This window comes from Ferrigenium sp. UT5, assembly GCF_045866295.1.
Taxonomy (GTDB): Bacteria; Pseudomonadota; Gammaproteobacteria; order Burkholderiales; family Gallionellaceae; genus Sideroxyarcus.
The window spans coordinates 1-26,775 of sequence record NZ_BAAFRY010000002.1 but is presented as its reverse complement, the minus strand read 5'-3'; the positions used below and the strand labels follow the sequence as shown (position 1 = coordinate 26,775).

Below are 26,775 nucleotides of genomic sequence, written 5' to 3'. Positions count from 1 at the left end.
AATGAACGAAGCCGATAACGAAATGCCGCAGTCATCCTTTCTTCTGTACCAGACAGAGGATGGCCGCACGCGCATTCAGTGCCGGTTCGAGAATGAAACGCTGTGGCTGACGCAAGCGCAGATCGCGGAGCTTTTCCAGACCACGCCGCAAAACGTAACGCTGCATCTGAAATCCCTCTACGCGGAAGGCGAGTTGTCGGAAGCGGCAACTTGTAAGGAGTACTTACAAGTTCGACAGGAAGGTGCGCGCGGGGTCGCGCGAAAGCTCCGTCATTACCAGTTGGAAGCCATTCTCGCCGTGGGCTACCGGGTGCGCGGCCATCGCGGCACGCAGTTCCGCCAGTGGGCGACGGCGCGTCTTTCCGAGTATCTGGTGAAGGGTTTCACCATGGACGACGAGCGGCTGAAGAATCCGCCGGGTACGGGGCAGACGGATTATTTCGACGAGTTGCTGGAGCGCATCCGCGACATCCGTTCGTCCGAGCGCCGCTTCTACCAGAAGGTGCTGGATATTTACGCGACCAGCGTGGACTACACGCCGAATGCGGAGCTGTCACAGCAATTCTTTGCGGCGGTGCAGAACAAGATGCATTGGGCGGCGCACGGGCATACGGCGGCGGAGATCATTCACGAGCGTGCGGATGCGAGCCAGCCTTTCATGGGGTTGCAAACGACACGTCCCGGCGGTGTGGTGCGCAAGGATGATGTGTCGGTTGCGAAGAATTATCTGACGGAAACCGAGTTGAATACGCTGAACCGCATCGTCAATCTGTATATCGAATTTGCCGAGTTGCAGGCTTTGGAACGCAAGCCGATGACCATGCGCGACTGGATCACAAAGCTCGACGACTTTCTGCGGATTTCGGGGCGCGAGTTGCTTGAGCACGCGGGCAAGGTTTCGGCCGAAAACGCGAAGGCAAAGGCTGAACTCGAATATGGCCGCTACCGCACGCTGGCCGATGCACTGCCGCGCCGTGTGGATGAGGACTTCGAGCAGGCCGCGCGAACTTTGCCCAAATTGCCGCGAACAAAAAGTCCGAAGAAGGATCGCAAAACGTGAACGAAGCCGAAACCCGCGCCGAACATATCGACCCCGCCTTGCGCGCCGCAGGCTGGGGCGTGGTGGAGGGCAGCCGCGTGATGCGCGAATACCGCATCACCGAGGGGCGCTTGCAGGGGGCGGGGCAACGGTCGAAACCGGAAATTGCGGACTATGTGCTGGTGTATCGCAATCACAAGCTGGCGGTGGTGGAGGCGAAGCGCCGCGATCTGCCCTACACCGAAGGCTTGGCGCAGGCGAAGCAGTACGCGGGCAAGATAGGTGCGCGATTTACCTACGCCACCAACGGGCTGCGCATCTACGGGGTGGATATGCAGAACGGGGTGGAGGGCGATGCGGATGCTTATCCTTCTCCCGAAGAATTATGGAATCGTACCTTCGCCGAGGCAAATGATTGGCGCGAGCGTTTCGCCGCCGTGCCGTTCGAGGACAAAGGCGGACTATGGGGTTCGCGCTACTACCAGGACAGCGCGATCAATGCGGTGCTGGAAGCTGTTGCGGAAAATCAGCAACGCATTCTGTTGACGCTGGCGACGGGCACGGGCAAGACCTTCATCGCGTTTCAGTTGGCGTGGAAGTTGTTCAAGTCGCGCTGGAGCTTGTCTACTTGGAAGACTGGGAATCGCGACGGGGCGCGCCAGCCGCGCATCCTGTTCCTTGCTGACCGCAACATTCTGGCGGATCAGGCGTACAACGCTTTCTCTGCCTTTCCCGAAGATGCGCTGGTGCGCATTGCACCGGATGACATTCGCAAGAAGGGGCGCGTGCCGAAGAACGGCAGCGTGTTCTTTACGATTTTCCAGACGTTCATGAGCGGGCCGCCGAAAGATGGCAAGCCTTCGCCGTACTTCGGCGAATATCCGCCCGACTTTTTCGATTTCATCGTCATCGATGAATGCCACCGTGGCGGCGCGAATGATGAAAGTACCTGGCGCGGCATCCTTGAATATTTCGCGCCTGCGGTGCAGCTTGGCTTGACCGCGACGCCGAAGCGCAAAGACAACGCCGATACCTACGCCTACTTCGGCGAGCCGGTGTATGTGTATTCGCTGAAGGAAGGCATCAACGACGGCTTCCTTACGCCGTTCCGCGTGAAGCAGTACGCTACCACGCTGGACGAGTACCGCTACACCTCGGATGACAATTTGGTCGAGGGCGAGATCGAGGCGGGCAAGCTGTACGAGGAAAAGGATTTCAATCGCAGCATCGAGATCGTGGAGCGCGAACGTTATCGCGTGAAGTTATTCATGGACGCGATCAATCAGCGCGAGAAGAGTTTGGTGTTTTGCGCCAATCAGGCCCATGCGTTGCTGGTGCGCGACCTGATCAACCAATTGAAAACGGAAAGCACCGATCCAAACTATTGCGTGCGGGTGACGGCAAATGATGGCGAGCGTGGCGAACAATATCTGCGCGAGTTTCAAGATAACGAGAAGAGCATTCCAACAGTGCTCACCACGTCACAAAAACTTTCTACCGGCGTGGATGCGCGCAATGTGCGCAACATCGTGCTGATGCGGATGATCAACTCGATGATTGAGTTCAAGCAGATCATCGGGCGCGGCACGCGGCTGTATGACGGCAAGGATTACTTCACGATTTACGATTTTGTGAAGGCGCACCAACTGTTCAACGACAAGGATTGGGATGGCGAGGCGGAGGTGCTCGATGGCGGCGATACGCCATTTACTCCGATTGTCCCGAGAGCGCCAACAGAGGCGAAACAAACCCGCCCCGAATACGAGAGCAAGCCCAAGGTGCGCGTGAAGTTGCGCGACGGAAAAGAACGCACCATCCAGCACATTTCTGTAACGACGTTCTGGGGGCCGGATGGCAAGCCGATCTCGGCGACGGAATTCTTGACGGTGTTGTTCGGTCAGTTGCCGGAGTTCTTCAAGGACGAAGACGAGTTGCGCGCATTGTGGAGTTTGCCGGATACGCGCAAGAAGTTACTGGAAGGGTTGGCTGAAAAAGGTTTTGGCAAAGACCAGCTTGTCGAGATGCAGAAAATCATCGATGCCGAGAAGAGCGACTTGTTCGATGTGTTGGCGCACGTGGCGTTTGCCATGCAGCCGATCACTCGCGAAGCACGTGCCGAGGTGGCGCATCAAGCTGTGCATCAACGCTTCAACGACAAGCAGCAAACCTTCCTCGATTTTGTGCTGGCGCATTACGTGAAAGAAGGCGTGGAAGAATTGGAGCAGGAAAAACTGACCAAGCTGCTACGCCTGAAATATCACGACTCGATTCCCGATGCGGTCAGCGATTTGGGCGGGGATATTGCGGAGATTCGCAATGTGTTCTCCGGTTTTCAACACTATTTATACGACACCCGGGGCACGTGCTGACATGGATAAGCTCGACCAATTCCTCACCCGTGCCGAAGGCTTCCTTTCTCGTCTCGAAACCATTTTCCCTAACGCGCAGTTGCAAGCGCCCGACTGGCAAGCTGCTGCGGCCTTCCGTTGGGATCACCGACAGCGCACGTTGCGTCCCGTTCCGAATTTCCAGCGCATCGCACTTGCTGACTTGCTCGGCATAGACGATCAGAAACAGCGCATCCAGCAAAATACTTTGCAGTTCGTGCGCGGCGGCACGGCCAACAACGTGCTGTTGTCCGGCGCGCGCGGCACGGGCAAGTCGTCACTGGTGAAAGCCTTGCTCAACGAGTATGCCGCGCAGGGGCTGCGCGTGATCCAGATCGACAAACAGGGGCTGATCGACCTGTCGCACATCGTCGGCCTGGTGCAGGGGCGCGCCGAGCGCTTCATCCTGTATTGCGATGACTTGTCCTTCAACACAGACGAGCCGGGCTACCAGGCGCTGAAGGCGGCGCTGGACGGCGATCTGGTGGCCTTTTCCGACAACTTGTTGATCTACGCGACGTCCAATCGCCGCCACCTGATGCCGGACTCCATGCAGGACAATCTCGCCACAAAACATATTGGTGATGAAGTACACCCGGCGGAGAGCGTGGAAGAGAAGGTGTCACTGTCCGAGCGTTTTGGCCTCTGGATTTCGTTCTATCCGTTCACGCAGGATGAGTATCTGGCCGTGGCTGCGCACTGGCTGGCGTATCACGGTTGGCAGCACGGCATGACTGACGAGGTTCGCACGGCGGCGCTGCAATGGGCACTGTCGCGGGGTTCACGCAGCGGCCGAGTGGCTGGGCAATTTGCGCGCGACTGGTGTGGCAAGCATGTCGCAAAATAAGATCGTGCGGGTGGCGGCGGCTGTCTTGCAGCGGCCCGATGGGTCTTTTTTGTTGGCGCAACGTCCTGCCGGCAAGATCTGGGCGGGCTACTGGGAGTTTCCGGGTGGGAAGCTGGAGCAAGGCGAATCTGCACGCGATGCGCTGGTGCGCGAACTGCGCGAGGAACTGGGCATCGAGGTGGTGACGGCCTATCCGTGGCTGACGCGGGTGTTCGCGTATCCCCACGCCACGGTGCAATTGAATTTTTTCCGGGTGACGGCGTGGCGCGGCGCGTTGCATCCGCACGAGGGGCAGCAATTCTCGTGGCAGTTGCCAGGCCAGGTTGCGGTAGCCCCTGTGCTTCCGGCCAACACACCCGTCCTGCGCGCCCTGGAGTTGCCGCAACGGTACGCGATCAGCAATGTCGCCGAACTGGGCGTGGAAGAATTCCTGCGGCGGCTGGAACGTGCCTTGCAGAATGGGCTGCGACTGGTCCAGTTGCGTGAAAAAAATCTGTCGCGCGAGGCGTTGCGTGCGCTGGCCTTGCGCGGGGTGGCTCTGGCGCATGCGGCTGGCGCGCGGGTGTTGCTCAACGGCGATGTCGAATTGGCGCAGGAAGTGGGGGCGGACGGGGTGCAATTGACCTCGACCCAGCTTGCCGAATTAAGTGGGCGTCCCACCGTGGAATGGTGCGGGGCGTCTTGCCACAATGCGCAGGAACTGCGCCGCGCGGAAGCATTGGGTTGCGACTTTGCCTTGCTGAGTCCGGTGCTGGCGACGCAGTCCCATCCGGGGGCGCCGCATCTTGGCTGGGATAACTTTGCGCTCACGACCGCTGGATGCGCCCTCCCGGTGTATGCCCTGGGCGGCCTGCATCAGGGGGATTTGCAGACCGCGTGGCAGCACGGTGCGCATGGCATCGCGCTGCTGCGTCAGGCCTGGGTTTCCTGATCTCCCGCGTCCCGTTCGCGTTGCTCGACGCGATATTCCTCGTTCGCCCACTTGCCGAGGTCGATCATTTTGCAGCGCTCGCAGCAGAACGGACGGAAGCGGTTGGCGGTATCCCATTCATGCAGTTTGCCGCAGGTGGGACAGGTGACGACGAGCGGCTTGTTCATTGCAGGGAGCAGAACACCAGGCTGAAATCGACATCGTGCTCGTACAACGAGGTCTTGGCGGAGAAGTCGGCGGCCACGAAGCGAATGTTCAGCGCATATTTGTTGGCGCTGATCTCGGGGTAGCAGGGCAGCGAACGCGCGAGGGAGACGCTCAACAGTTGCGCCACGCGCCCCCCCTGCATTTGCTGGAAAGTGCCCTGATGGGCGGTGAAGCGGCGCGCGCGCCCGCTTTCGCGCAACAGCTTCAGCAGAATATTGAGGCCGGCCTTGAGCGGCAGCAGCGGGGCCAGCCAGCCGGTCAGGTCGGCGCGCCGTTTGTCTTCCGGCAAGTGTTGCCAGTAGTGGTAGGAAGGCAGGTCGAATTCGCACACGCCGCCGGGGATGACCGCGCGTTGCTTGATGCCCATCAGCCATTCGTTGTCGCGCAGGTGTTGCCCGATTTTGCCGCTGATCTCGAGCAGATTGGCGCTGTCGTTTTCGAGCCTGTTCAGGATCGCATCCAGCACATCCTCGGAGATTTCCGGATTGTTGTGGAATGCATTGAGCGCCTTCTTCTGGCGGTCCAGTTCCTGCAGCAGTTCGGATTTCAGGTCGGCACGGCTGGCCACCTCGAGGATTTCAAACAGCACGTTCAGCGCGGCATGGTGATCGGTGCGATCCGATCGGGCAATGAAACGCTCGATGCGGACGAACAAATCCTCCAGACGCAACAGGGTGCGCACGCGCTCGTTGAGAGGAAATTCGTAGCTGATCACGGCAATCGGGTCGGGCTGGCGGTGGGTTGGGGCTGAAAGATATAGGCAGTGCCGATCATCGTCAATCGCCTTTCACAAAGCCAGCAGGCGCTGGTGCAATTGAACCACTTGCGCCTTCAGGGCGGCGAGATCGCCATCGTTATGGATGATTTCATCCGCCAGGCGCAGGCGCATGCCGCGCTCGATCTGTTGCCCCATGATGCTGCGCACCGCGGCTTCGTCCATACCGCTGCGCGACATCGTGCGGCGCACTTGGTCCTCTTCGGTGCAATCGACGACGACGATGCGCTGCAGCCAGTCGCGGTAGCGCATGCTTTCGAACAGCAAGGGCACAACGACCATGGTGTAGGGTGCAGTCGTTGGCATCAGCGCCTGTGTTTTTGCTTCGGCCAGAATCATCGGGTGCAGAATGTTCTGCAGCCGCATTTTTGCGCCGGGGTCGGAAAAAACCAGTTGCCGCATCCGGTCCCGATCCAGTGCGCCCTCCGGGTCGAGGTAGTTGGCACCGAAAATTTCGCGGATATCGTGCATGGCCTGACCCTTGCGGCCGGTCAGTTGCCGCGAGATTTCATCGGTATCGATAATCCGCGCGCCCAGCTCGCCCAGCCAGTCGGCCACCGTGGTCTTGCCGCTGCCGATGCCGCCGGTCAGTCCGTAATAACGATGCTCCATGTTGTGCCTTTTATTTTTTTCCAGTTGCCCTCGCGCCTGCTAGGGCGCGGCGAGGAGTTGCAGGTAAGACTGGGTGAGTGCCTGCCCCCAGAACAGCGCGATCAAGCCGCCACCGGCGAGATACGGGCCAAAGGGGATCGGGATGTTGCGCCCTCTTTTGGCCAGCACGATGAGCGCGATGCCGACCATGGCGCCGACCAGCGAAGACAGCAGAATCACCAGCGGCAACAGGCTCCAGCCCAGCCAGGCGCCGAGGGCGGCGAGCAGTTTGAAATCGCCGTAGCCCATGCCTTCCTTGCCGGTGACCAGCTTGAACAGCCAGTACACGCTCCACAGCACGAGATAACCGGCAACCGCGCCGATGACTGCATCGCTCAATGAAGCAAACGCGCTGTTGAGATTAAGCAGCAGGCCGAGCCAGAGCAGGGGCAGGGTGATGCTGTCCGGCAGCAATTGCGTGTCGAAGTCGATAACGGTCAGGGCGATCAAGGCCCAGACCAGGAACAGGGCGGCGATGCCGGCAAGGCCGAAGCCGAAATGCCAGGCCGTCAGGGCGCTCAAGATGCCGCTGACCGCCTCGACCACGGGATAGCGCGGCGAAATGGGCGCGCCGCACCCGGCGCAGCGTCCGCGCAGAAACAGATAGCTCAAGAGGGGGATGTTCTCCAGCGCGCTGATGGCGTGATTGCAGTGCGGACAGGCAGAACGTGGCACGAGCAGATTGAAGGGGGCATGGCCGGCAACCGGTTTGCCGTTCAGTTCTGCGCATTGGGCCTGCCACTCACGCTCCATCATCCTGGGCAGGCGATAGATGACGACATTCAGGAAGCTGCCGACCAGCAGACCGAGAATGCCGCAGAGCGTGGTGAAAAAGACCGGGGAATCCTGTAACAGTGTAAGCATCGAATCGGACGTGAAAAGGGCGCGGCAACCTGCCGCGCCCGGTTGGGGGAGTTAAACCACCTGTCCCATCTTGAAGATGGGCAGATACATGGCGATCACCATGCCGCCAATGAGTGTGCCGAGCACCACCATGATGACCGGTTCCATCAGGCTGGAGAGGGCTTCCACGGCGTCATCCACCTCGGCCTCGTAAAAGTCGGCCACCTTGGACAGCATGCTGTCGATGGAGCCGGATTCTTCGCCAATGGCGACCATCTGCAGCACCATGCCCGGGAAGACGTTGGTGCTGATCATGGCGGCGTTCAGGCTGTTGCCGGCGGCGACATCGCGCTGAATCTGCTTCGTTGCGTCCGCATACACCGCATTCCCGGCGGCGCCGGCGACCGAATCAAACGCCTCGATCAGCGGCACGCCCGCGGCAAACATGGTGGACAGCGTCCGCGTCCAGCGCGCGATGGTGGCCTTGCGCACCAGGGGGCCGAATACCGGGATTTTGAGCATCAGCTGATCCATGACGCGCTGCATCTTCTTGTTCCGTTTCCAGGCGTAGAAGAAGCCGTAAATGGTGCCGCCGATAATCGCGAAGATCGCCCACCACCACGCGACGAAGAAATCGGAGATCGCCATCACCACCAGGGTGGGTGCGGGCAGGTCGGCGCCGAAGCTGCTGAACAGTTCCTTGAACGCCGGGATCACGAAAATCATGATGATGGCAGTGATGACGAACGCCACCACGATGATGGAGATCGGATAGAACAGGGCGGACTTGATTTTGCTCTTGATGGCCTGGATTTTTTCCTTGTAGGAGGCCAGACGGTCGAGCAGGCTGTCGAGAATACCGGCGGCCTCACCCGCGCCAATCAGATTGCAATACAGGTCGTCGAAATACAACGGGAATTTGCGAAATGCCTGCTCCAGGCTGTTGCCGGTTTCCACATCAAGCTTGATGTCCATCAACAGCCGGGCCACTGCCGGGTTGTCGTGTCCCTTGCCCACGATATCGAAAGCCTGCAACAAGGGGACGCCCGATTTCAGCATGGTGGCGAGTTGTCGGGTGAACAGCGCGATATCTTTATCACTGACCTTGCCGGAGCCGGCTGAGCTTTTCTTGACCTTGCTGACGTTGATGCCCTGGCGGCGAAGATGGGCCGAGACGCTGGCCTCGCCGGGCGCGCGCATCTCGCCTTTCACAACCTTGCCGGTTTTGTCCTTGCCTTCCCAGGTGTAGAGGATTTCCTTGACCTTGATATTTTTCTCTCTAGCCATCGTGTTCCCCCGACTCAAAATCTGCACACGTGCAGTCGCCACCGTTCAATGCGTGCGATTTTTTACAGCGACCATTGTAAAGCCCTAGCGCATGATGCATGGCATCGTTTTCTTTGTAAAGCCGTGCGACTCAGTGATCGTGTGCGGGTTTCCGGATGCTGAAGATGCGCGCCACTTTAACCGCGTGGTCCTGGGTCTGGATGATCTCGATCGGGTAATCGCCGATCTTCACGCTGGTGCCTGCTTCCGGGATGTCCTGCAGGTGTTCGAGGATCAGTCCGTTGAGGGTCTTGGCTTCTCCCAGCGGCAGGTGGAGTCCCAGTTTGCGGTTGAGTTCGCGCAAACTGCTGCCGCCCTCGAGCAGATAGCTGCCGTCGTCCTGGCGCAGATATTTGCCGCTGTGGGCGGGGGATTGCGTGGTGAACTCGCCGACAATCTCTTCCAGGATGTTTTCCAGCGTGACCATGCCCAGCAGCTCGCCGTATTCGTCCACCACCAGCCCCAGCCGCGTCCGGCGTTCCTGAAATTGCTGCAGTTGCTTGAGGAGCGGCGTATCGGAAGGGATGAAATATGGATCGTTCAGCACTTCGCGCAATTGCGCGGTATCCATCGTTTCTTCATGCAACAGGGGTAACACACGTTTGATGTGCAGAATGCCGATGATGTTGTCCTGCGTCGCGGCATATACGGGCAGCAGCGTGTGATGGCAGGTGATGAGTTGCTGGCGCAATTCGGCGGGCGGCGTGTCGATATCCAGCGACTCGATCTGGAGGCGCGGAATCATCACATCGTTGACGGTGATGCGTTCCAGATCGACCAGGTTGAGCAGCATCTTCTGGTGTTTGCGCGGCAGGAAATGTTCGGCATCCAGCACCAGGCCGCGCAGTTCCTCCAGGGTCATTTTCTGCTTGCTTTGGTCGGTCTGGATGTGGATGCGGACGATCCACAGCAGTCCTTTGACCAGGGCGGTCGCCACCGAAACGATCGGATGAAACAGGGTAATCAGCGGCGTCAACACATAGCTGGCGGGCAGGGCGACCCGTTCCGGGAAGCTGGCTGCAATGATCTTGGGCATGATTTCGCTGAACACCACCAGTGCAAAAGTCAGTGCCAGCGTGCCGAACAGGATGGCCAGGTCATCCTGGCCGAACAGGCGCAGGATGATGATATTGGTCACGGCCGCAGCCGCGACGTTGAGCAAGGTATTGCCAAGCAGGATCGAACCCAGCAGCTTGTCCACCTTACCCAGCAGGCTGGCCGTCAGCCGCGCGCTGCGGTTGCCTTTGCGCACTAGGCTGTTCAGGCGGGCGCGATTGAGCGCCATCATGCTGGTTTCCGAGCCGGAGAAGAAGGCGCTGCAAATCAGCAGGACGATCAGGATGCCGAACAGCGTAGTCAGGGAAATGTCATCCAAAGCATAAGTCCCAAAGGGGGAAGAGGCGGGGAGTATCGGGGAGTGCGTCCGGCAGTGTCAACTTCACCAATCCTTGAAGGTCAGGCCGAACCCGAAGGTGGTTTGTTTGTGGTTATAGTCCACCAGGCTGTTGCCGTATCCGCTGGTGAGTTGCAGACTCAGGCGTGCCAGGTGCAGGAGGTGCACCGGGGTTGACCAGTCCAGTTGGGCGAAGCCGCGCAGTCGGGCCGTGGATAGATTGCTGCGAACGAGCAGTGTTACTTCGTCGTCGGTATCGGGGGCCCAGTGCGCTTCCAGTTCCGCCCGCCCCAGGAATTTTTGAATATCCGGATTGTCGTCGCTGGCGGTCGCTTCGGGGATGCGCCACCAGCCCCGCGCCAGCAAGTATGAGTGGCTCCACTCCCAGCCGCTTTGCAGATAGACGCGGTTCCAGCTGCGCGAGAGGGGGAGGCTGCGGCCATTGGATTGGTGCACCAGTCCCAGATTGATGAGTTTCCATCCGCGCGCGCGACCGGTGCCGAAGGTGCCGATCAATTCCGGCTCATAATTGGTTTCGCGAAAAGCAGAAGAGTTTGCGCTATTGAACATCTGCCAGTAGGACTGTTGGGTAAAGCCGGCCCAGAGCCGAAAATCCGTGAAACCCAAGGCGTTGATCTCGCGGAAATTGCCGATTTCCGATTTGGCGCTGAACTGAAATTTTAATTCGTTGGGGCCGTAAGCGTAGGGCGTGGCGGCGCTATGTCCCGGGGTGGGCGAGGCCGGCTGCGTGTTGATGCGCGAAGTATGGTGCAGCATCAGGCGGTTGGCGCGATACGGCTCGAGACGACGGATGCCGTCCCGGTCGGGGTTGCCGCGCCCATCGAGGTCCCAGGCGCGGGTCAGGGCCGAACGGTCGGCGTAGTGCTGGCCGGTGAGTGTGTCGTAGCAGGCGAGCCGCTCGGTATCGTTCGGCTTTTCGGCACAGGATTTCCAATCGGGTTTGGCGGCCTGGGCCGAACACGCGGCACAGGTGAGCCACAGCAACAGCATTCTCCGTTTCATGCCGGCCCCATTTTGCGGGCACGGTATAGCAGCCAGGCGCCGGCCAACACCATCGGCAGACTCAACCACTGTCCCATGCTGACCCCGAACGTCATCAGGCCAAAAATCCCATCGTCGGGATTGCGCGCGAATTCGCCGATGAAACGGAAGCTGCCATAGCCGATGAGGAACAGGCCGGATACGGCGCCGACGGGGCGCGGCTTTCCGGAATACAGCCAGAGCAGTGCGAACAGCGCGACGCCCTCCAGCGCGAACTCGTACAACTGCGAAGGATGGCGCGGTAGCGTGTCCACCCGGGGGAAGATCATGCCCCACGGTCCATCGGTCGGGCGCCCCCACAACTCGCCGTTGATGAAATTGCCGAGCCGCCCGAACGCCAATCCGGGAGGCACGAGTGGAGCGATGAAATCCATCAGAGACAACCATTGGATATTGCGACTGCGGGCAAACAGCGCCATCGCCACCAGCACGCCGAGGAAGCCGCCGTGGAACGACATGCCGCCTTCCCATACCGCGAGGATTTTGAAGGGATGAGAAAAGTAATAGCCCGGGTTGTAAAACAACACTTCGCCCAGGCGGCCACCGAGGATCACGCCGAGCACTCCATAAAACAGCAGATCGTCGAGGAATTTATTGTCCCGGTCGGGCTGTTTCAAGGCTCCCAGGCGCATGCGCCCCAGCCAGATGAACACGATGAATCCCAGCAGGTACATCAGCCCGTACCAGTGGATGGCGAAGGGGCCGAGATGCAGGGCGACGGGGTCGAATTGCGGGTGAACGAGCATGGGGCGATGGGTTAGAATTGATGCCCGGATTATACGTTGCTTAGAAAGACATCATGGCCCAATACCGTTCACGCACTTCCACCCACGGTCGCAACATGGCTGGCGCTCGCTCCTTGTGGCGCGCGACGGGCATGAAAGACGGCGACTTCGGCAAGCCCATCATCGCCGTTGCCAACTCCTTCACCCAGTTCGTGCCGGGTCATGTGCACCTGAAAGACCTTGGGCAACTGGTGGCGCGCGAGATCGAGAAGGCGGGCGGCATCGCCAAGGAATTCGACACCATCGCGGTGGATGACGGCATCGCGATGGGGCACGACGGCATGTTGTATTCCCTGCCTTCGCGCGACCTCATCGCCGATTCCGTGGAATACATGTGCAACGCGCACTGTGCCGATGCGCTGGTGTGCATCTCCAACTGCGACAAGATCACACCGGGCATGTTGATGGCGGCGATGCGCCTGAACATCCCGGTGGTGTTCGTTTCCGGCGGGCCGATGGAAGCGGGCAAGGCGACCTTGCAAGGCAAAGTCGTCGGTCTGGATCTGGTGGATGCAATGGTGGCGGCGGCGGATGGTCGCGTGAGCGACGAGGATGTAAATGTGATCGAGCGTTCTGCGTGTCCGACCTGCGGTTCCTGTTCCGGCATGTTCACCGCCAATTCGATGAACTGTCTGACCGAAGCGCTGGGTTTGTCACTGCCCGGCAACGGTTCGCTGGTGGCAACTCATGCCGAACGTAAGCAACTTTTCTTGCGCGCGGGGCGCACCGTCGTCGAGTTGTGCAAGCGCTATTACGAGCAGGACGACGCTTCTGTATTGCCGCGCAGTATCGCCACCTTTGAAGCGTTCGAGAACGCGATGACGCTGGACATCGCCATGGGCGGCTCGACCAACACCGTGTTGCACCTGCTGGCCATCGCGCGCGAGGCCGGGGTGGATTTCACCATGCGCGACATGGATCGTTTGTCGCGCCGGGTGCCGACCCTGTGCAAGGTCGCGCCGTCGTCGGAATACCACCTGGAAGACGTGCACCGCGCGGGCGGCATCGCCGCCATCCTGGGCGAACTGGATCGTGCGGGCTTGCTGCATGGCGAAGTCGGCACGGTGCACAGCCGGACAATGCGCGAAGGGTTGCAGCAGTGGGACATCGCGCAAACGAAAAATGAGGAAGCGAAGAAATTCTTCCGCGCCGCACCCGGCGGCATCGTCACCACGATTGCCTTCTCGCAATCCATGCTGTATCCGGAACTGGATACGGACCGCGCCACAGGCTGCATCCGCGATGCGGCGCACGCCTATTCCAAAGATGGCGGGTTGGCGGTGCTGTACGGCAACATCGCGCTCGATGGCTGCATCGTGAAGACAGCCGGCGTGGATGACAGTATTTTGAAGTTCAGCGGCCGCGCGCGCGTGTTCGAAAGTCAGGATGCCTCGGTTGCAGCCATTCTGGGCGATCAGATCGTAGCGGGCGATGTGGTGGTGATCCGCTATGAAGGCCCGAAGGGTGGGCCGGGGATGCAGGAGATGCTGTATCCGACCTCGTACCTCAAATCCAAAGGGCTGGGCAAAGCCTGCGCCCTGCTGACCGACGGGCGCTTCTCCGGCGGCACTTCGGGTCTTTCCATCGGCCATGTCTCGCCGGAAGCGGCGAGTGGCGGCGCGATCGGGCTGGTGCAGGAAGGCGACACCATCGCGATCGATATTCCCAACCGCACCATCAACCTGGCGATCTCCGATGCCGAACTGGCCAAACGCCGTGCGGTGATGGAGGCGCAGGGCAAGCAAGGTTGGAAGCCTGCCGCCGAGCGTCCGCGCAAAGTATCTGTCGCATTGCGCGCCTACGCGGCCATGGTGACATCCGCCGACAAGGGCGCAGTGCGCGATGTGACGCAGGTGGAAAAGTGATCAAAAAGCGAACTAGCCACGGATGAACACAGATGAAACACGGATAAGAATCAGGCCGATTTCATCCGTGTTTCATCCGTGAAAATCTGTGGCTGAAGGATTTTCGGGGGTGTCATGAAAGCCATACTGGTTGCAAATCCGAAAGGCGGCAGCGGCAAGACCACGCTGTCCACCAACATCGCGGGCTATCTGGCGGCGCAGGGGCAGCGGGTGGCAATTCTCGATCTGGACCGGCAGAAGTCCGCCACGCAATGGCTGGCGACACGCCCGCCCGAGCTGCCAGGCATCGAGTTGATGCAATCGGACGGCGAGCGCAATGCGCCGCTCGACACCCTGGTGATCGATTCTCCGGCGGGGTTGCATGGCAAGAATCTGGAACATGCGTTGAAGCTGGTGCACCGGGTGATCGTGCCGATCGCGCCGTCGGCTTTCGACATTCAGGCCAGCCGCGATTTTTTGCACCTGCTGCACCACGAGAAAATGGTGCGCAAGGGAAAGATATTCGTCGGCGTGGTCGGGATGCGCATGGATCCGCGCACGCGCGCCGCGCTGACGCTGGAGCAATTTTTGCAGGGGCTGGATTTGCCGGTGCTCGCTTATCTGCGCGAGACTCAGGCCTATGTGACGGCGGGATTCGAGGGCAAGACGCTGTTTGACTTGCCTCCTTCCCAGGCGCAGCGTGAACTGGAACAGTGGACTTATTTGCTGGGATGGCTGCAAAGTGGTGACGAAAATCATGATTAGGGAGGCGACATGAACAAATTTTGGATGATGTGCGGTGTGCTGGTGCTGCTGGGATGCCAGAAGGAAGACACGCCGCCTGCGGCGACGCAAGCGGCCGGGGCGGTGGTTGCGCCAGTCGCACCCCCCTCCGTGGCGCAGGAAGTGAGCAAGGCAGAAACTGCCCCGGCAAAACCGGTCGCCAAAGCTGCACCGGTGGTGAAGGCGGCTCCGGCGGAGCAGGCCAGCGCGAGGCAAGCACCCCAGATGGCTGCGCCGGTTGCAGTGCCGCCTGCGTCCGATCCATTGCCGCCGCCGACCGTTGCTCCAGCGCCCGCCCAGTTGGATACCGCGCCGGGACCTGCCGTGATGGAGGCGGCAGTCCTGGAATTGGCGCGCAAAAGCAACTGTTTTGCCTGCCACGCGCTGGACAAGAAAGTGGTCGGGCCGGCCTGGAAGGCGGTGGCGGCAAAATACCGGGGCGACGCCAATGCCCAGCGGTATCTGGAAAACAAGATCGCCAAAGGGGGCGGCGGGGTCTGGGGCGGAACGCCCATGCCGGCCCAACCCAAATTGGACCCGGAACAACGCGCGCAATTGGCGAGGTTCATCCTGAATTTGCAATAGCGCGTCAACCCGAGGGTGGGGCGCCGCGTTAACTGCCTACCGCCGGTATGTTTGCAATTTGCGCGGGGTTGTTTAGAATGCGGTCGGGGTAAGCGCTCCGCTCGTTTTTTCGTGATGTACAACTTGAATAATGGAGAAAACATGAAATCTATCGTTATCAGCATGGCAGTCGCAGCAGGTCTGATGGTTGCCGGTTCCGCAATGGCTACCGATATGCCGGCCGTCGCCAAGAAGAACAACTGTACCGCTTGCCACTCCGTGGACAAGAAGGTGGTGGGTCCGGCCTGGAAGGATGTCTCTGCCAAATACAAGGGGGATGCAGCCGCTTTCTCCACTACGTTGCCCAATAAAGTGAAGAAGGGTGGCAGCGGTTCCTGGGGCAAGATGCCGATGCCGGCTAATCCCAAGGTCAGCGATGCCGACATGGCAGAGATCATGGCTTTCATCAAAGGCCTGTGATTTAGTCAGTGTCAAACGAAGAAGCCGGCGCGAGCCGGCTTTTTTGTCGCCCCGAATTTTGCCGGGCCGCATTTACCGTGCTTGAGTCCGCTGCGTGTTCAGGGTTTAATCGGGCAAACGACAGATGACAGGGGGCGAAAATGAAAGTGCAGCAGGGGTTTCTGGGCCTGATGGCGTGTGCCGTGCCGCAACTGGCCTGGGCCGGCGTAAGCGAAATGGATGCCGCCTTTGCCTTGGTCAACGGCGTGCTGGCGCAGGTCATCTTTTTCGATATCTTCCCGGGTGAGCCGTCGATGCCGCTGATCGTCGCCTGGTTGATCGTGGCGGCGGTGTTCCTGACCGTGCGTTTCGGTTTCGTCAACCTGCGCATGATGCGCCACGCTTTTCGCGTGATCCGCGGCAAATACCGCACCGTGGACGACCGGGGAGAGGTGACGTCGTTTCAGGCCTTGTCCACCGCGTTGTCCGCCACGGTGGGCTTGGGCAATATCGCCGGTGTCGCCATCGCCATTTCCATTGGTGGGCCGGGCGCGACGTTCTGGATGATCGTGGCGGGTTTCCTCGGCATGAGCACCAAGTTCACCGAGGCCAGCCTGGCGCAGATGTACCGGCGCGTTCGCCCGGATGGTCGCCTCATGGGCGGCGCGATGGAATATCTGTCGATCGGCCTTGCCGAGAAAGGGGTCCCGGGGTTGGGCAAGACGCTGGCGATCCTGTTCGCCCTCTTCACCATCTTCGGCTCGTTCGGTGCGGGGAGTGCGTTCCAGGTCAGCCAGTCGATGGGGGCGGTCCAGGCGCAGATCCCATTCTTCAAGGAATTCCCGATTGCCTACGGCTTGCTCATGGCCGTGGCCGTAGGGCTGGTCATCATCGGTGGTTTGCGCCGCATTGCGCACGTGGCGGAAGCCGTGGTGCCGACCATGGTCATCCTCTATGTCGGAGCGTGTATCTGGATCATCGGCAGCAATGCGCCACTTATTCCGGATGCGTTGGTGAAGATCGTGACGGAAGCTTTTTCTCCCATTGCCGTCGCAGGAGGGATGGTCGGCGTGGTCGTGCAGGGGTTCAAGCGCGCCGTGTTTTCCTCGGAAGCGGGTTTGGGGTCGGCGGCAATCGCGCACTCGACTGCATCGGTAAAGTATCCCGTTCGGCAAGGCTTGGTGGCTTTGTACGAACCCTTCATCGATACCGTGGTGATCTGCACGATGACCGCATTGGTGATCATCATCACGGGGGTGTACAACGCGCCGGAATATGAAGTGATTCGTGCGGCGAGCCAAGGGGCCACGCTTACTTCGATGGCGTTCGCCACCGTCTCGGATTCGTTCCCTGCGATCCTCGCGCTGGCCGTTGTATTGTTTGCATACAGCACGGCCATTTCATGGTCATATTACGGCGAGCGGTGCTGGGTGTATGTCTTCGGCGAGCGATATTCGCTGCTGTACAAGACCCTCTTTATCGGCTTCGTCGTGATCGCATCGGTGGTGAGCGCAGCCAATCTGGTGGATTTCACCGACCTGCTGGTGTTGTCCATGGCCTTCCCCAACCTGTTCGGTCTTTATGTGTTGAGCGGCAAAGTGAAACTTGCGCTGAACGAATACGAGGCGAAACTTGCCAGCGGCGAGCTGGACCGGGAAGTGACCGTCAAACGATCGCTTTGAGCAGGAGCTTGGTCGCCAGGCCGAGCAGCAATAGCGCGAATCCCTTGCGCAGCAAGGGCACTTGAATGCGGTGGGCCGTTTGGGCGCCTAGCGGGGCCGTCAAGACGCTGGCGCTGGCCGCCCAAAACAGGGCGGGCAAATAAACGAAGCCGAGATGCATTTCCGGCAATGCCGGGAGGTGCGACCCAATCAGGATGTAGCCGAAGGTGCCGCCGACGGCAATGGGAAACCCGATGGCGGAAGCGGTGCCGATGGCGCGCCGCAGGGGTACGTTGCACCAGATCAGGAAGGGGATGACCACCGTGCCGCCACCGATGGAGACCAGACTGCTGAGCCATCCGGTGAACGTGCCGAACAGGCTCATTCCCGCGATGCCTGGCAATTCTCGCCCGGCGTGCGGTTTGAAATCCAGCAATATCTGGGTCGCTGCGAAATAAACGAACAGCGCAAAGAACACCATCAGGAAATGCGGCGACACCAGCGCCGCGGAGGTGGCGCCGAGTGCCGTGCCCGACAATATTCCGGGGGTGATATGGCGCAACACCCGCCAATCGACCGCGCCGTGCTGGTGATGCTTGCGCAGGCTCGCCAGCGAAGTGAACAGGATGACTGCCATGCTCGTCCCCAGTGCGAGGTGCATGGTGTGATCGGGCGGCAAATGTTGCGCTTCGAACAGCCACAGGAAGACGGGTACGAGGATCGTCCCGCCGCCGATACCGAACAGGCCGCCCAGGAATCCCGCGATTGCGCCCAACAGCAGATAGGCGAGAGCCCACTCCATCAGGTGTGTGCCAACCGGGCCGTGATGAACTTCCATTCCGCCGGATCGAGCGGCGTGATGGACAGGCGATTGCCGCGCTGCAAGGTGCGCATGTTTTTCAGCTCGGTGTGGCGCTTCAGTTCTTCGATGGAGATGAGCGCAATTTTTCTGACCAGTTTGACGTCCACGTTGAACCAGCGCGGCGTTTCCGGCGTCGCCTTCCCGTCGAAATATTTGCTCTTTGGGTCGAACTGGGTGGCATCGGGATAGGCGGTGCTGCTGACTTGGGCGATGCCCGCGATGCCGGGTTCCTTGCAGTTGGAGTGATAGAACAGCACGCCGTCGCCGATGCGCATCTGGTCGCGCATGAAATTGCGCGCCTGGTAGTTGCGCACGCCATACCAGGCGACAGTCTGGTCAGGCAAGGAAGCGAGATCGTCGATGCTGCAATCGGAAGGCTCGGATTTCATCAGCCAGTAACGCATGGGAAAGGTCCTTAAATGAAAAGTGCGACCGCCAAGGATCGCACTGGAAATTCAAGTCCCCCGCCTGTGCCGTTGACTCAATTTCTTGAACCTGGGTTCAAGAGGGTCGGTTCCCGGCCACATCAGGTGCATCCGCAAGGGATACTCGCAACAGTGGTTCAAGTGGGGCGCAACCTAAGCAATAGCTCATTGGTTCAAAGAATGATGAATCTGACGAACACTGCAGGGGACACGGTCCGATTCTAGAACAACTCATCCTGCTCTGCCAGCGTCGCGTCGATGATTTTCTGCATGGCCTGCGTCCGGTGTTTGAAGGTGGCGAGGTCGAAGCCGCCGCCGACCCGCGTGGTGAGCAGGTCATGCGCGATGTTGAGTGCCGCCATGATGGCAATGCGCTCGACCGAGGCGATCTTTCCGGCATCGCGGATCTCGCGCATTTTCTGGTCCAGATAGGCGACCGCGTCGAGCAATTCGGCGCGTTCGTCCGGCGGGCAGGCAACGCGGAACTCGCGATCGAGGATGCTGACGTCGATAAAACGGGTGTTGGCCTGATTCATGCCGATTCTGCGGGAAGTTGGCCGAGGATTTTCTCGATCCGCTGGGCGGCTTGGGACATTTTGTCCTGGGATCTTCGCTGCTCGTTCAGCGCGGCGGCAACGTGCTGGCGCAATTGCAGGTTCTCCGTGCGCAGGTGTTGCGTCAGTTGCACCAACTGGTTCAACTTCTGTTCGAGGCTGTCAAGTTCGCTTTGCATGGGCGAACTATAGTTTTGAAAACCCATTCAAGTCAATCGGTAACGGGATGTTTTACAAGTGTTTTGGAATTGTTGGCGCGGTTTCGTCCGGGGTGTCTGCCGAATGTTTGCTACAATTCGCGCCGCTTCAAGGTGCGGCGAGCTGAAAATCTCGCCGTTAAACGGGAAACAGGTGAGGAGGTGTTAACTCCAATGCCTGTGCTGCCCCCGCAACGGTAAGTCAGTGTGGATCTGTCAAAAGGCCACTGTGCGCAAGCATGGGAAGGCGACACATCAAGACTGGCGAGCCCGGATACCGGCCCAGAAGCAGGTTCAGGAAGTGCGCGTGGGGCGCATGGATGAAAATCAGTTCAGGTTCATTCCTCATTTCCCGCCGCATTCCTGATTTTGTTCACTGTTCCAACGGGGACGCTTGGAACGTATTCGGGAAAAATCCAAATGAAACAGAAAAAACTTTTTGCCGCACTGCTGTGTGTGGTGTCTTCTTTGGCTTTCGCGGCCGATGACAGCCTGGAGGAGGTGGTCGTCACCGCCTCGCGTTTCGAGGAAAAATCGACCAACCAACCCGTCAACATGACGGTGATCACCCGCGAAGACATTCGCCAGAGCAGCGCGCGAACCTTGCCTGAATTGCTCTCCACGCAGGCTGGCATCACGATGCGCGATCTGTTCGGCAACAACGCGGCTTCCGCCTCGGTCGATATGCGCGGGTTCGGCGCGGCGGCAGGGCAGAATACTTTGATCCTGCTCGACGGTCGCCGCATTACCGATCCGGATTTGTCCGGAGTCCAGTGGGCGGCCATCCCGTTTGCAGCGATTCAGCGCATCGAAATCATGCGCGGCAGTGGCGCGGTTCTGTATGGCGATGGCGCGACCGGAGGCGTCATCAATATCATCACCCGTGCTCCCGCACAAACGGATGGACACGGCGGGTTTGAGTTGCGCACCGGCAGTTATGATGCAAATGAATTGCAGGCGCGCGGCGCTTATTTTTCGGGTGTGGCCGGCATTGATCTGACGGCCAGCGGGTTGACCTCGGAGGGGTATCGCGCCAACAACCGCAACGAGCAAAACAATGTCCAGGCCAATCTGCGCTGGTTCACTGAGGCGGGCGAGTGGGCGCTCAAGCTGGGGCTGGACCGGCAGGATGTTCGTCTGCCGGGTGCGCGCGCCGTACAGCCGGCGCTGGGCATCGATCAGGTGGCGACCGATCCGCGCGGCACGTCAACCCCCCTGGATTTTGCCCGCCGCGACGGCGATCAGGTGGCGCTGGAATGGCAACACAGCCTGGCTGGTGCGGACACGCATCTCGGCGTGGCGCATCGCCGCAAGAACCAGAAGGCGTTTTTTGATTTTGGCGGGTTTCCGATCTACCGCGATAGCGATTTGACCGTGGATTCGTTTACGCCGCGCGTGCGTCTGCCCCATGCCGTCGGCGGCGACAGCACCTTGGTGCTGGGCGCGGATGTGCACCGCTGGGACTACGTGTTGCGCACGTCCAATGCGGTGGGCAACATCGGCCGGCCGATCAATCGGGTGAAAATGAACCAGAACAATACGGCGGTGTATCTGCAAAACAGCGCGCACGTCATGGCTGACACCTGGCTGTTGCTCGGTTGGCGCCGGGAGCATATCAGCATGAATGGCCGGGATGTTTACGATGCGGGCGCGCCCGGTGCATTTTTTGGCACGGCTGCCCCGGCCGGCGCGTTCTCGGATAACCAGAGCGCATATGAAGTGGGTTTGCGCCAGCAGATCAATGAGGCGATCACCCTGCGCGGAAAGTTTGGCCGCAGCTTCCGCCTGGCCAATGTGGATGAAATCTACGAGACAGACCCGTCCTTTGCCAACCAATTCCAGTTTTTGCGGGCGCAGACCGCGAACGGCGTTGAAATCGGGATGGAGCAGCAGGGCGCATCGGGGCGATGGAGCGTGACCGGATTCCGCAACGAAGTGCACAACGAGATTCACCTGGATGCCTTCACGACCGGGGCGGGCAATACCAATCTCCCGCCATCGCGCCGGCAGGGGGTTGAACTGGATGGCAAGTGGCAGGCGCTGTCCCGGTTGAATCTCAATGCGGCGTACACGTACACGCATGCGCGCTTTCTGCAAGGCGTGTTGCCGGGCGGGCCGTTCACTCAGGTGAATGTCAACATTGCCGGCAAGCATGTGCCGCTGGTCCCCACGCACACACTCACCCTGGCGGCCTCCTGGTCGCTGGGCGAGCAGACCCGTTTGAACGCCAGCACCCGGTATGTCGGTCCGCAATTCATGGATAACGACGAAGCCAATACCCTGGGAGTGAAAATACCGTCATACACCCTGGCCGACCTCAAGCTGGTGCATCAGGTCGGGGCGCTGAAATTTGATGCCGCGATCAACAATCTGTTCGATCGCCACTATTTCAACTATGCCGTCAGCAGCCAGTTCACTCCGGGCAGGTACAATGCCTATCCTTTGCCGGGCCGCACCTTTTATCTGGGTTTGGGCTATCAGTTATAGCGCCGGGGCACGGGGCAGGCGACAGCCGTTTCTGTTAGAGTTACAGCCGGTGAACCCATTGAATACAGGCACTGGCCGAAATATAAGGAGAGCAAATGGTGAAGATTTTACACAACAAGACCTTCTGGATTGGCGCGGCGCTGGTGCTGCTGATGGCGGCGACGCGCTTTAACCACTTCGGTTCGGCGGTGGCTTTGCCCGATGCCTCCTACGCCGTGTTTTTCCTGGCGGGGTTATATCTGGGGCGGATGCGCGGCGCGCTGGCGATGCTGGCATTATTGATGTTCGAAGCCGCGCTGGTCGATTTCTACGCGATCAATTTCCGCGAGATCAATGCGTATTGCGTGACCTCGGCGTATGCCTTCCTGGTGTTCGCCTATGGCGCGCTGTGGTTCGTCGGGCGCGGGTATGCGGCGCATTACGCGGTGAGTGGCAAAGGGGCGATCGGTCTGATGCTGGCGGCTGCGGCGGCGGGCAGTGCGGCCTTCGTCATCGCCAATGTCAGTTTCTATCTGCTGGCGGGCTATTTCGAACAGATGAGCGTGTGGCAATATGTGACCAGCGTGGCGCAATACTTCATGCCCTACGTTGCAGTGACGATGTTCTATGTCGGGCTGGCATTCGCGGCGCAGATGCTGGCGCGCCACTTCGGCAAGCCGCAGCACGAAGCTGATGTAGTCTGATCCGGCGTGAGCCCTGTTGCTGTGCAGATGACCAGTTATCAGCTCTATCTGCGCTTGCTGCGTTACGTTCACCCGCATTGGCGGGCATTTGCCGTATCAATTTTGGGCATGATCGTGGCGGCGGCGACCGAGCCGCTGTTGCCCGCCCTGCTCAAACCTTTCCTCGACGGCACCTTCGTGCACAAGGACGACTGGGTGATGCGCTGGGCGCCGGTGTTCATTCTGGCGATCTTTTTTGTGCGCGGGCTGGCCGGCTTCTTCGGGTCCTATGCCATCCACTGGGTGGGCAATCGGGTGGTGATGGACTTGCGCTCCGAAATGTTCGGCAAGCTGATGACGCTGCCCACCCGCTACTATGACGACCACGCCACCGGGCTGCTCATCTCCAAGCTGACTTACGATGTGACCAACGTCACGGCGGCAGCCACCAGCGTCGTCACCATCGTCATCCGCGACGCCATCATCATCCTCGGCCTGTTGGGCTGGCTGTTCTATCTGGACTGGAAGCTGACCCTGATCTCGCTCACCATCGCGCCCGTCGTGGCCGCGATCATTCAGACCATCAACCGCCGCTTGCGCAATGCCAGCCGCAACACGCAGGAGGCGATGGGCAACATCACCCAGGTCATCGAGGAAAGCGTGACGGCGCACAAGGTGGTCAAGCTGTTCGGCGGGCAGGCTTACGAACAGCAGCGTTTCAACAGCGAGATCAACGGGGTGCGCCGCTACATCATGAAACAGGCGGCGGCGGCGCTGGCGAATGTACCGCTGGTGCAGATGGTGGCGGCAGTTGCACTCTCCTTTGTGATCTATCTCGCCATCGGCCAGGCCAAGAGCGATGCCACGACCGTGGGCGGCTTTCTGTCCTTCGTCGCGGCGATGCTGATGCTGACCGCACCGCTCAAGCGCATCGCCAGCATCACCGAATTCATCCAGCGCGGGCTGGCGGCGGCGGAAAGCGTATTCGAGCTGCTCGACAGCGAAAGCGAGACCGATAGCGGCAAGAAACAACTGGGACGGGTGCACGGCAGTTTGCAACTTGAGCACGTCGGTTTCACTTATGGGCGTGACGGGCGCATGGCGTTGCAGGACATCAATCTTGGGATTCCAGCGGGGCAGGTGGTGGCACTGGTCGGGGCTTCGGGCAGCGGCAAGAGCACGCTGGCGAATCTGGTGCCGCGCTTCTACGAGTTAAGCAGCGGGCGCATCCTGATCGACGGTCAGGATGTGCGCGAGGTAACGCTGGCCAGTCTGCGCGCGAACATCGCCCTGGTCAGCCAGGAAGTGGTGCTGTTCAACGACACCCTTGCGGCCAACATCGCCTACGGCCAGATGCGCGAAGTGCCTGAGAGCGAGATCATCGCGGCGGCGACCGCGGCGCATGCGATGGAATTCATCAGCGACATGCCGCAGGGATTGAATACGCTGGTCGGCGAAAAGGGCGTGCGTCTCTCCGGCGGGCAGCGCCAGCGCATCGCCATCGCCCGCGCGATTCTGAAGGATGCGCCGATCCTGATCCTGGACGAGGCGACTTCCGCGCTCGACTCGGATTCCGAACGGCATGTGCAGGCGGCGCTGGAGATTCTGATGCGCGACCGCACCACCCTGGTGATCGCGCACCGCTTGTCCACCATCGAAAAGGCCGACCGCATCGTGGTGCTGCAAAAGGGCAGCATCGTCGAAAGCGGTACCCATGCCGAACTGTTGCGGTTTGACGGGGTGTACGCGCAGTTGCACCGCACCCAGTTCGGCGGCGGTACCGCGTAAAATTTGGCCGCCACCGGTTGACAGGACGCAACCATCTGGTACATTTCATACCCAAGCATTTCACTCAACAATCATCACTTAACGGAGGTCATCATGGCAGTACTCGTAGGCAAGCAAGCACCCGATATCAACGCTGTCGCCGTCATGGGCAACAACGAGATCAACGAATCCTTCAATTTGAAAAAGCACATCAACGGCAAGTACGCGGTCGTGTTCTTCTACCCGCTGGACTTCACCTTTGTCTGCCCGTCCGAAATCATCGCCTTCGATCACCGCCTGGACGAATTCAAGAAGCGCAACGTCGAAGTGATCGGCGTGTCCATCGACTCGCACTTTACCCACCTCGCCTGGAAGAACACGCCGGTGAACAATGGCGGTATCGGCCAGGTGCGCTATCCGCTGGTCGCCGACATCAAGCACGAAGTGTGCAAGGCATATGACGTCGAAGCAGACGGCGGCGTGGCTTTCCGCGGCTCGTTCCTGATCGACCGTTCCGGCATGGTGCGCCACCAGGTGGTGAACGATCTGCCGCTGGGACGCAACATCGACGAAATGATCCGCATGGTCGATGCCCTGCAATTCAACGAAGAGCATGGCGAAGTCTGCCCGGCCGGCTGGAGCAAGGGCAAGGCGGGCATGGGCGCATCGACAGAGGGCGTGGCGAAATACCTGGCTGCACACGCGGCTGAACTTTAAGTCGTCCGTTCGTCCAAAAAAGGCTCCTGCGGGAGCCTTTTTTCATGATCGGCGTGCGCCGGGATTGCGATAAAATGTGCTGCGTCAAAGGCAAGGAGCGGAGAATAGGGTCGAGCGGAGAATAGGGTCAGGTCTTGCCTTTTGCCTTGTTTAATGCCCTGTGTTAGTGTTGGCGCATGTCCAGACCGTTGCGAATCGAATTTGCCGGAGCGCTCTACCATGTCACCTCGCGCGGGGACGGGCGGGAAGATATTTTTCTGGATGACGCTGATCGCGAACTCTTTCTCGAAGTGCTCGAAGAAGTGGGCGAGCGGTTCAACTGGACACTCCACGCTTACTGCCTGATGGACAACCACTACCACCTGCTGCTGGAAACCCCCGACAGCAACCTCGCCAAGGGCATGCGTCACCTCAACGGCGTTTACACCCAGCGCTTCAACCGCAAACACAAACGCGTTGGTCACGTCTTTCAAGGTCGCTACAAAGCCATCATCGTACAAAAGCAAACCTACCTGCTCGAACTCGCCCGTTACATCGTCCTCAACCCCGTCAGAGCGCGCATGGTACGCGCTGCCCGCGACTGGCCGTGGAGCAGCTACCGCGCCACCGCCACAATGGCAGCTACACCGCCTTGGCTGGCAACCGACTGGATACTCTCCGCCTTCTCCGACAAACGCAGCGCAGCCATCGAACGCTACAAGGCATTCATCGCCGAAGGAAAGAACCAGCCCGCGCTCTGGGAACAACTCAAAAATCAAATCTACCTCGGCACCGATGCCTTCGTCGAAAAGATGCAAACCAAAAAACCAGAGAAACAAGACTTGAGCGAAATCCCTCTGAGCCAAAGACGCGCCATGGCAAAAGCATTGGAACACTATGCCGCAAAAGGCAGCAGCCGAGACGAAGCCATTGCCAACGCATACAACAGCGGCGCATACAGCATGAAAGAAATCGGCAACCACTTCGGATTGCACTATTCCAGAGTAAGCCGAATAATCGCCCACCAGCGCAAAGTCAAAGAAAGTTAGCGCAAAACGAACCCCGCGAAAGGATTGAAAATGAAACTGCTGCAATTCCTTTCACTGCTCGCCACAACAATCGTCATACCTCACACACCCGCAACGGCATTGGAACAAACAAGTTCGGCAAAAGGAATGGAGAGGGGCAAAAGGCAAGACCTGACCCCGTGGCGCGTGCGGGAAAAGGAATCGAGATGGGCAAAAGGCAAGACCTGACCCCGTGGCGTTGCGCAAAAGAGTGCAGCGGTGAATGTTGAAATGTGGAGGAAAGCAGCATGAGGGAGTTTGTGCTGATTGTTGCGTTTATATCAGGAGGGATGACTCTGCTAGGAATTTATTCTTTTTTAGAGTTTTCGGTCAAGTCCAAAATTTGCTGTAAATTCGATTCAGTAAATCTGCTTTCTCTCACCCGTTGAGCGCAATTACCTTGCTATCTTCGGGCGGGTTTTTTCTGGCTGCTGCCCATTCGTTGAATTCATCCATATCCAGGTATTTCCGCTCCTGCCAGACCTCGTTCTGTTCTGCCAG

General features: G+C 59.6%; 27 protein-coding genes, 1 other RNA gene and 1 riboswitch. Of the genes, 15 read left to right on the top strand and 13 right to left on the bottom strand.

What is annotated here, in order from left to right; genetic code table 11:
- Position 1: 1 nt before the first annotated feature.
- Genes ACKTSJ_RS00955 through ACKTSJ_RS00940 form a run of 4 tightly spaced genes read left to right on the top strand, consistent with a single transcriptional unit; the run spans position 2 to position 5,204 of the window.
- Positions 2-1,060 (top strand): virulence RhuM family protein, encoded by a 1,059-nt coding sequence (locus tag ACKTSJ_RS00955; protein ID WP_407896483.1) that lies wholly within the window; start codon positions 2-4, stop codon positions 1,058-1,060.
- A complete protein-coding gene (gene hsdR, locus ACKTSJ_RS00950) occupies positions 1,057-3,408 on the top strand; it encodes an EcoAI/FtnUII family type I restriction enzme subunit R (RefSeq protein WP_407896481.1) in 2,352 nt (783 codons plus the stop codon). The genes ACKTSJ_RS00955 and hsdR overlap by 4 nt, the downstream gene beginning before the upstream one ends.
- A 1-nt stretch (position 3,409) precedes the next feature.
- A complete protein-coding gene (locus tag ACKTSJ_RS00945; RefSeq protein ID WP_407896479.1) occupies positions 3,410-4,273 on the top strand; it encodes an ATP-binding protein in 864 nt (287 codons plus the stop codon).
- Positions 4,260-5,204: a Nudix family hydrolase gene (locus tag ACKTSJ_RS00940; protein WP_407896477.1), complete on the top strand. Its 945-nt coding sequence runs from the start codon at positions 4,260-4,262 to the stop codon at positions 5,202-5,204. The genes ACKTSJ_RS00945 and ACKTSJ_RS00940 overlap by 14 nt, the downstream gene beginning before the upstream one ends.
- On the opposite strand, the gene ACKTSJ_RS00935 is transcribed toward ACKTSJ_RS00940, so the two are convergent.
- The 8 genes from ACKTSJ_RS00935 to lgt form a co-directional block, all read right to left on the bottom strand.
- Positions 5,186-5,371 (bottom strand): DNA gyrase inhibitor YacG, encoded by a 186-nt coding sequence (locus ACKTSJ_RS00935; protein ID WP_407896475.1) that lies wholly within the window; start codon positions 5,369-5,371, stop codon positions 5,186-5,188. The two genes, ACKTSJ_RS00940 and ACKTSJ_RS00935, sit on opposite strands and share 19 nt — an antisense overlap.
- Positions 5,368-6,126 (bottom strand): cell division protein ZapD, encoded by a 759-nt coding sequence (zapD, locus tag ACKTSJ_RS00930; protein WP_407896473.1) that lies wholly within the window; start codon positions 6,124-6,126, stop codon positions 5,368-5,370. The genes ACKTSJ_RS00935 and zapD overlap by 4 nt, the downstream gene beginning before the upstream one ends.
- Positions 6,127-6,198: 72 nt before the next feature.
- Complete coding sequence (gene coaE / locus ACKTSJ_RS00925; RefSeq protein WP_407896471.1) at positions 6,199-6,798, bottom strand: dephospho-CoA kinase; 600 nt, start codon at positions 6,796-6,798, stop codon at positions 6,199-6,201.
- Positions 6,799-6,837: 39 nt separating this feature from the next.
- Positions 6,838-7,701 (bottom strand): prepilin peptidase, encoded by an 864-nt coding sequence (locus ACKTSJ_RS00920; RefSeq protein WP_407896469.1) that lies wholly within the window; start codon positions 7,699-7,701, stop codon positions 6,838-6,840.
- A gap of 51 nt (positions 7,702-7,752) precedes the next feature.
- Entirely contained in the window at positions 7,753-8,967 is a 1,215-nt protein-coding gene (locus ACKTSJ_RS00915; RefSeq protein WP_407896467.1) for a type II secretion system F family protein, read from the bottom strand.
- Between the two features lie 130 nt (positions 8,968-9,097).
- Positions 9,098-10,381: an HlyC/CorC family transporter gene (locus tag ACKTSJ_RS00910; protein ID WP_407896465.1), complete on the bottom strand. Its 1,284-nt coding sequence runs from the start codon at positions 10,379-10,381 to the stop codon at positions 9,098-9,100.
- Positions 10,382-10,444: 63 nt separating this feature from the next.
- Positions 10,445-11,422: a phospholipase A gene (locus ACKTSJ_RS00905; protein WP_407896463.1), complete on the bottom strand. Its 978-nt coding sequence runs from the start codon at positions 11,420-11,422 to the stop codon at positions 10,445-10,447.
- Positions 11,419-12,207, bottom strand: a complete 789-nt coding sequence (lgt, locus tag ACKTSJ_RS00900; RefSeq protein WP_407896461.1) for a prolipoprotein diacylglyceryl transferase — start codon at positions 12,205-12,207, stop codon at positions 11,419-11,421. Before lgt ends, ACKTSJ_RS00905 begins: the two co-directional genes overlap by 4 nt.
- Positions 12,208-12,260: 53 nt before the next feature.
- On the opposite strand from lgt, the gene ilvD reads away from it, so the two are divergent.
- From ilvD to ACKTSJ_RS00875, 5 genes are all read left to right on the top strand, one after another.
- Positions 12,261-14,111 (top strand): dihydroxy-acid dehydratase, encoded by a 1,851-nt coding sequence (gene ilvD / locus ACKTSJ_RS00895; RefSeq protein ID WP_407896459.1) that lies wholly within the window; start codon positions 12,261-12,263, stop codon positions 14,109-14,111.
- A gap of 114 nt (positions 14,112-14,225) precedes the next feature.
- Positions 14,226-14,855: an AAA family ATPase gene (locus ACKTSJ_RS00890; protein ID WP_407896457.1), complete on the top strand. Its 630-nt coding sequence runs from the start codon at positions 14,226-14,228 to the stop codon at positions 14,853-14,855.
- 9 nt (positions 14,856-14,864) lie between these two features.
- The gene (locus ACKTSJ_RS00885) at positions 14,865-15,458 is read left to right on the top strand and encodes a c-type cytochrome (RefSeq protein WP_407896455.1); all 594 of its coding nucleotides are present in this window, start codon (positions 14,865-14,867) and stop codon (positions 15,456-15,458) included.
- Positions 15,459-15,599: 141 nt separating this feature from the next.
- Positions 15,600-15,917 (top strand): c-type cytochrome, encoded by a 318-nt coding sequence (locus tag ACKTSJ_RS00880; protein ID WP_407896453.1) that lies wholly within the window; start codon positions 15,600-15,602, stop codon positions 15,915-15,917.
- A 140-nt stretch (positions 15,918-16,057) separates the two neighbouring features.
- A complete protein-coding gene (locus ACKTSJ_RS00875; RefSeq protein WP_407896451.1) occupies positions 16,058-17,578 on the top strand; it encodes an alanine/glycine:cation symporter family protein in 1,521 nt (506 codons plus the stop codon).
- On the opposite strand, the gene ACKTSJ_RS00870 is transcribed toward ACKTSJ_RS00875, so the two are convergent.
- From ACKTSJ_RS00870 to ACKTSJ_RS00850, 5 genes are all read right to left on the bottom strand, one after another.
- Entirely contained in the window at positions 17,562-18,359 is a 798-nt protein-coding gene (locus tag ACKTSJ_RS00870; RefSeq protein ID WP_407896449.1) for a sulfite exporter TauE/SafE family protein, read from the bottom strand. The two genes, ACKTSJ_RS00875 and ACKTSJ_RS00870, sit on opposite strands and share 17 nt — an antisense overlap.
- Positions 18,359-18,823: an EVE domain-containing protein gene (locus ACKTSJ_RS00865; RefSeq protein WP_407896447.1), complete on the bottom strand. Its 465-nt coding sequence runs from the start codon at positions 18,821-18,823 to the stop codon at positions 18,359-18,361. The genes ACKTSJ_RS00870 and ACKTSJ_RS00865 overlap by 1 nt, the downstream gene beginning before the upstream one ends.
- Before the next feature lie 53 nt (positions 18,824-18,876).
- Positions 18,877-19,055, bottom strand: a non-coding RNA gene (gene ssrS, locus ACKTSJ_RS00860) — 6S RNA.
- A 10-nt stretch (positions 19,056-19,065) separates the two neighbouring features.
- Entirely contained in the window at positions 19,066-19,380 is a 315-nt protein-coding gene (locus ACKTSJ_RS00855; RefSeq protein ID WP_407896445.1) for a cell division protein ZapA, read from the bottom strand.
- Positions 19,377-19,577 (bottom strand): hypothetical protein, encoded by a 201-nt coding sequence (locus tag ACKTSJ_RS00850; RefSeq protein WP_407896443.1) that lies wholly within the window; start codon positions 19,575-19,577, stop codon positions 19,377-19,379. The genes ACKTSJ_RS00855 and ACKTSJ_RS00850 overlap by 4 nt, the downstream gene beginning before the upstream one ends.
- Before the next feature lie 113 nt (positions 19,578-19,690).
- Positions 19,691-19,896, top strand: a riboswitch (cobalamin riboswitch).
- A 119-nt stretch (positions 19,897-20,015) separates the two neighbouring features.
- Here ACKTSJ_RS00850 and ACKTSJ_RS00845 point away from each other — a divergent pair.
- From ACKTSJ_RS00845 to ACKTSJ_RS00820, 6 genes are all read left to right on the top strand, one after another.
- Positions 20,016-22,082, top strand: a complete 2,067-nt coding sequence (locus ACKTSJ_RS00845; RefSeq protein ID WP_407896441.1) for a TonB-dependent receptor — start codon at positions 20,016-20,018, stop codon at positions 22,080-22,082.
- 95 nt (positions 22,083-22,177) lie between these two features.
- The gene (locus ACKTSJ_RS00840; RefSeq protein WP_407896439.1) at positions 22,178-22,765 is read left to right on the top strand and encodes a hypothetical protein; all 588 of its coding nucleotides are present in this window, start codon (positions 22,178-22,180) and stop codon (positions 22,763-22,765) included.
- Between the two features lie 27 nt (positions 22,766-22,792).
- Positions 22,793-24,532 carry a lipid A export permease/ATP-binding protein MsbA gene (gene msbA / locus ACKTSJ_RS00835; RefSeq protein ID WP_407896671.1) on the top strand — a complete coding sequence of 580 codons (1,740 nt, stop codon included), beginning with the start codon at positions 22,793-22,795 and terminating at the stop codon, positions 24,530-24,532.
- A 93-nt stretch (positions 24,533-24,625) separates the two neighbouring features.
- The gene (locus ACKTSJ_RS00830) at positions 24,626-25,228 is read left to right on the top strand and encodes a peroxiredoxin (RefSeq protein ID WP_407896437.1); all 603 of its coding nucleotides are present in this window, start codon (positions 24,626-24,628) and stop codon (positions 25,226-25,228) included.
- A gap of 188 nt (positions 25,229-25,416) precedes the next feature.
- Complete coding sequence (locus ACKTSJ_RS00825) at positions 25,417-26,256, top strand: REP-associated tyrosine transposase (RefSeq protein ID WP_407896435.1); 840 nt, start codon at positions 25,417-25,419, stop codon at positions 26,254-26,256.
- Between the two features lie 30 nt (positions 26,257-26,286).
- Positions 26,287-26,463 (top strand): hypothetical protein, encoded by a 177-nt coding sequence (locus ACKTSJ_RS00820; RefSeq protein ID WP_407896433.1) that lies wholly within the window; start codon positions 26,287-26,289, stop codon positions 26,461-26,463.
- Positions 26,464-26,775: the final 312 nt, after the last annotated feature.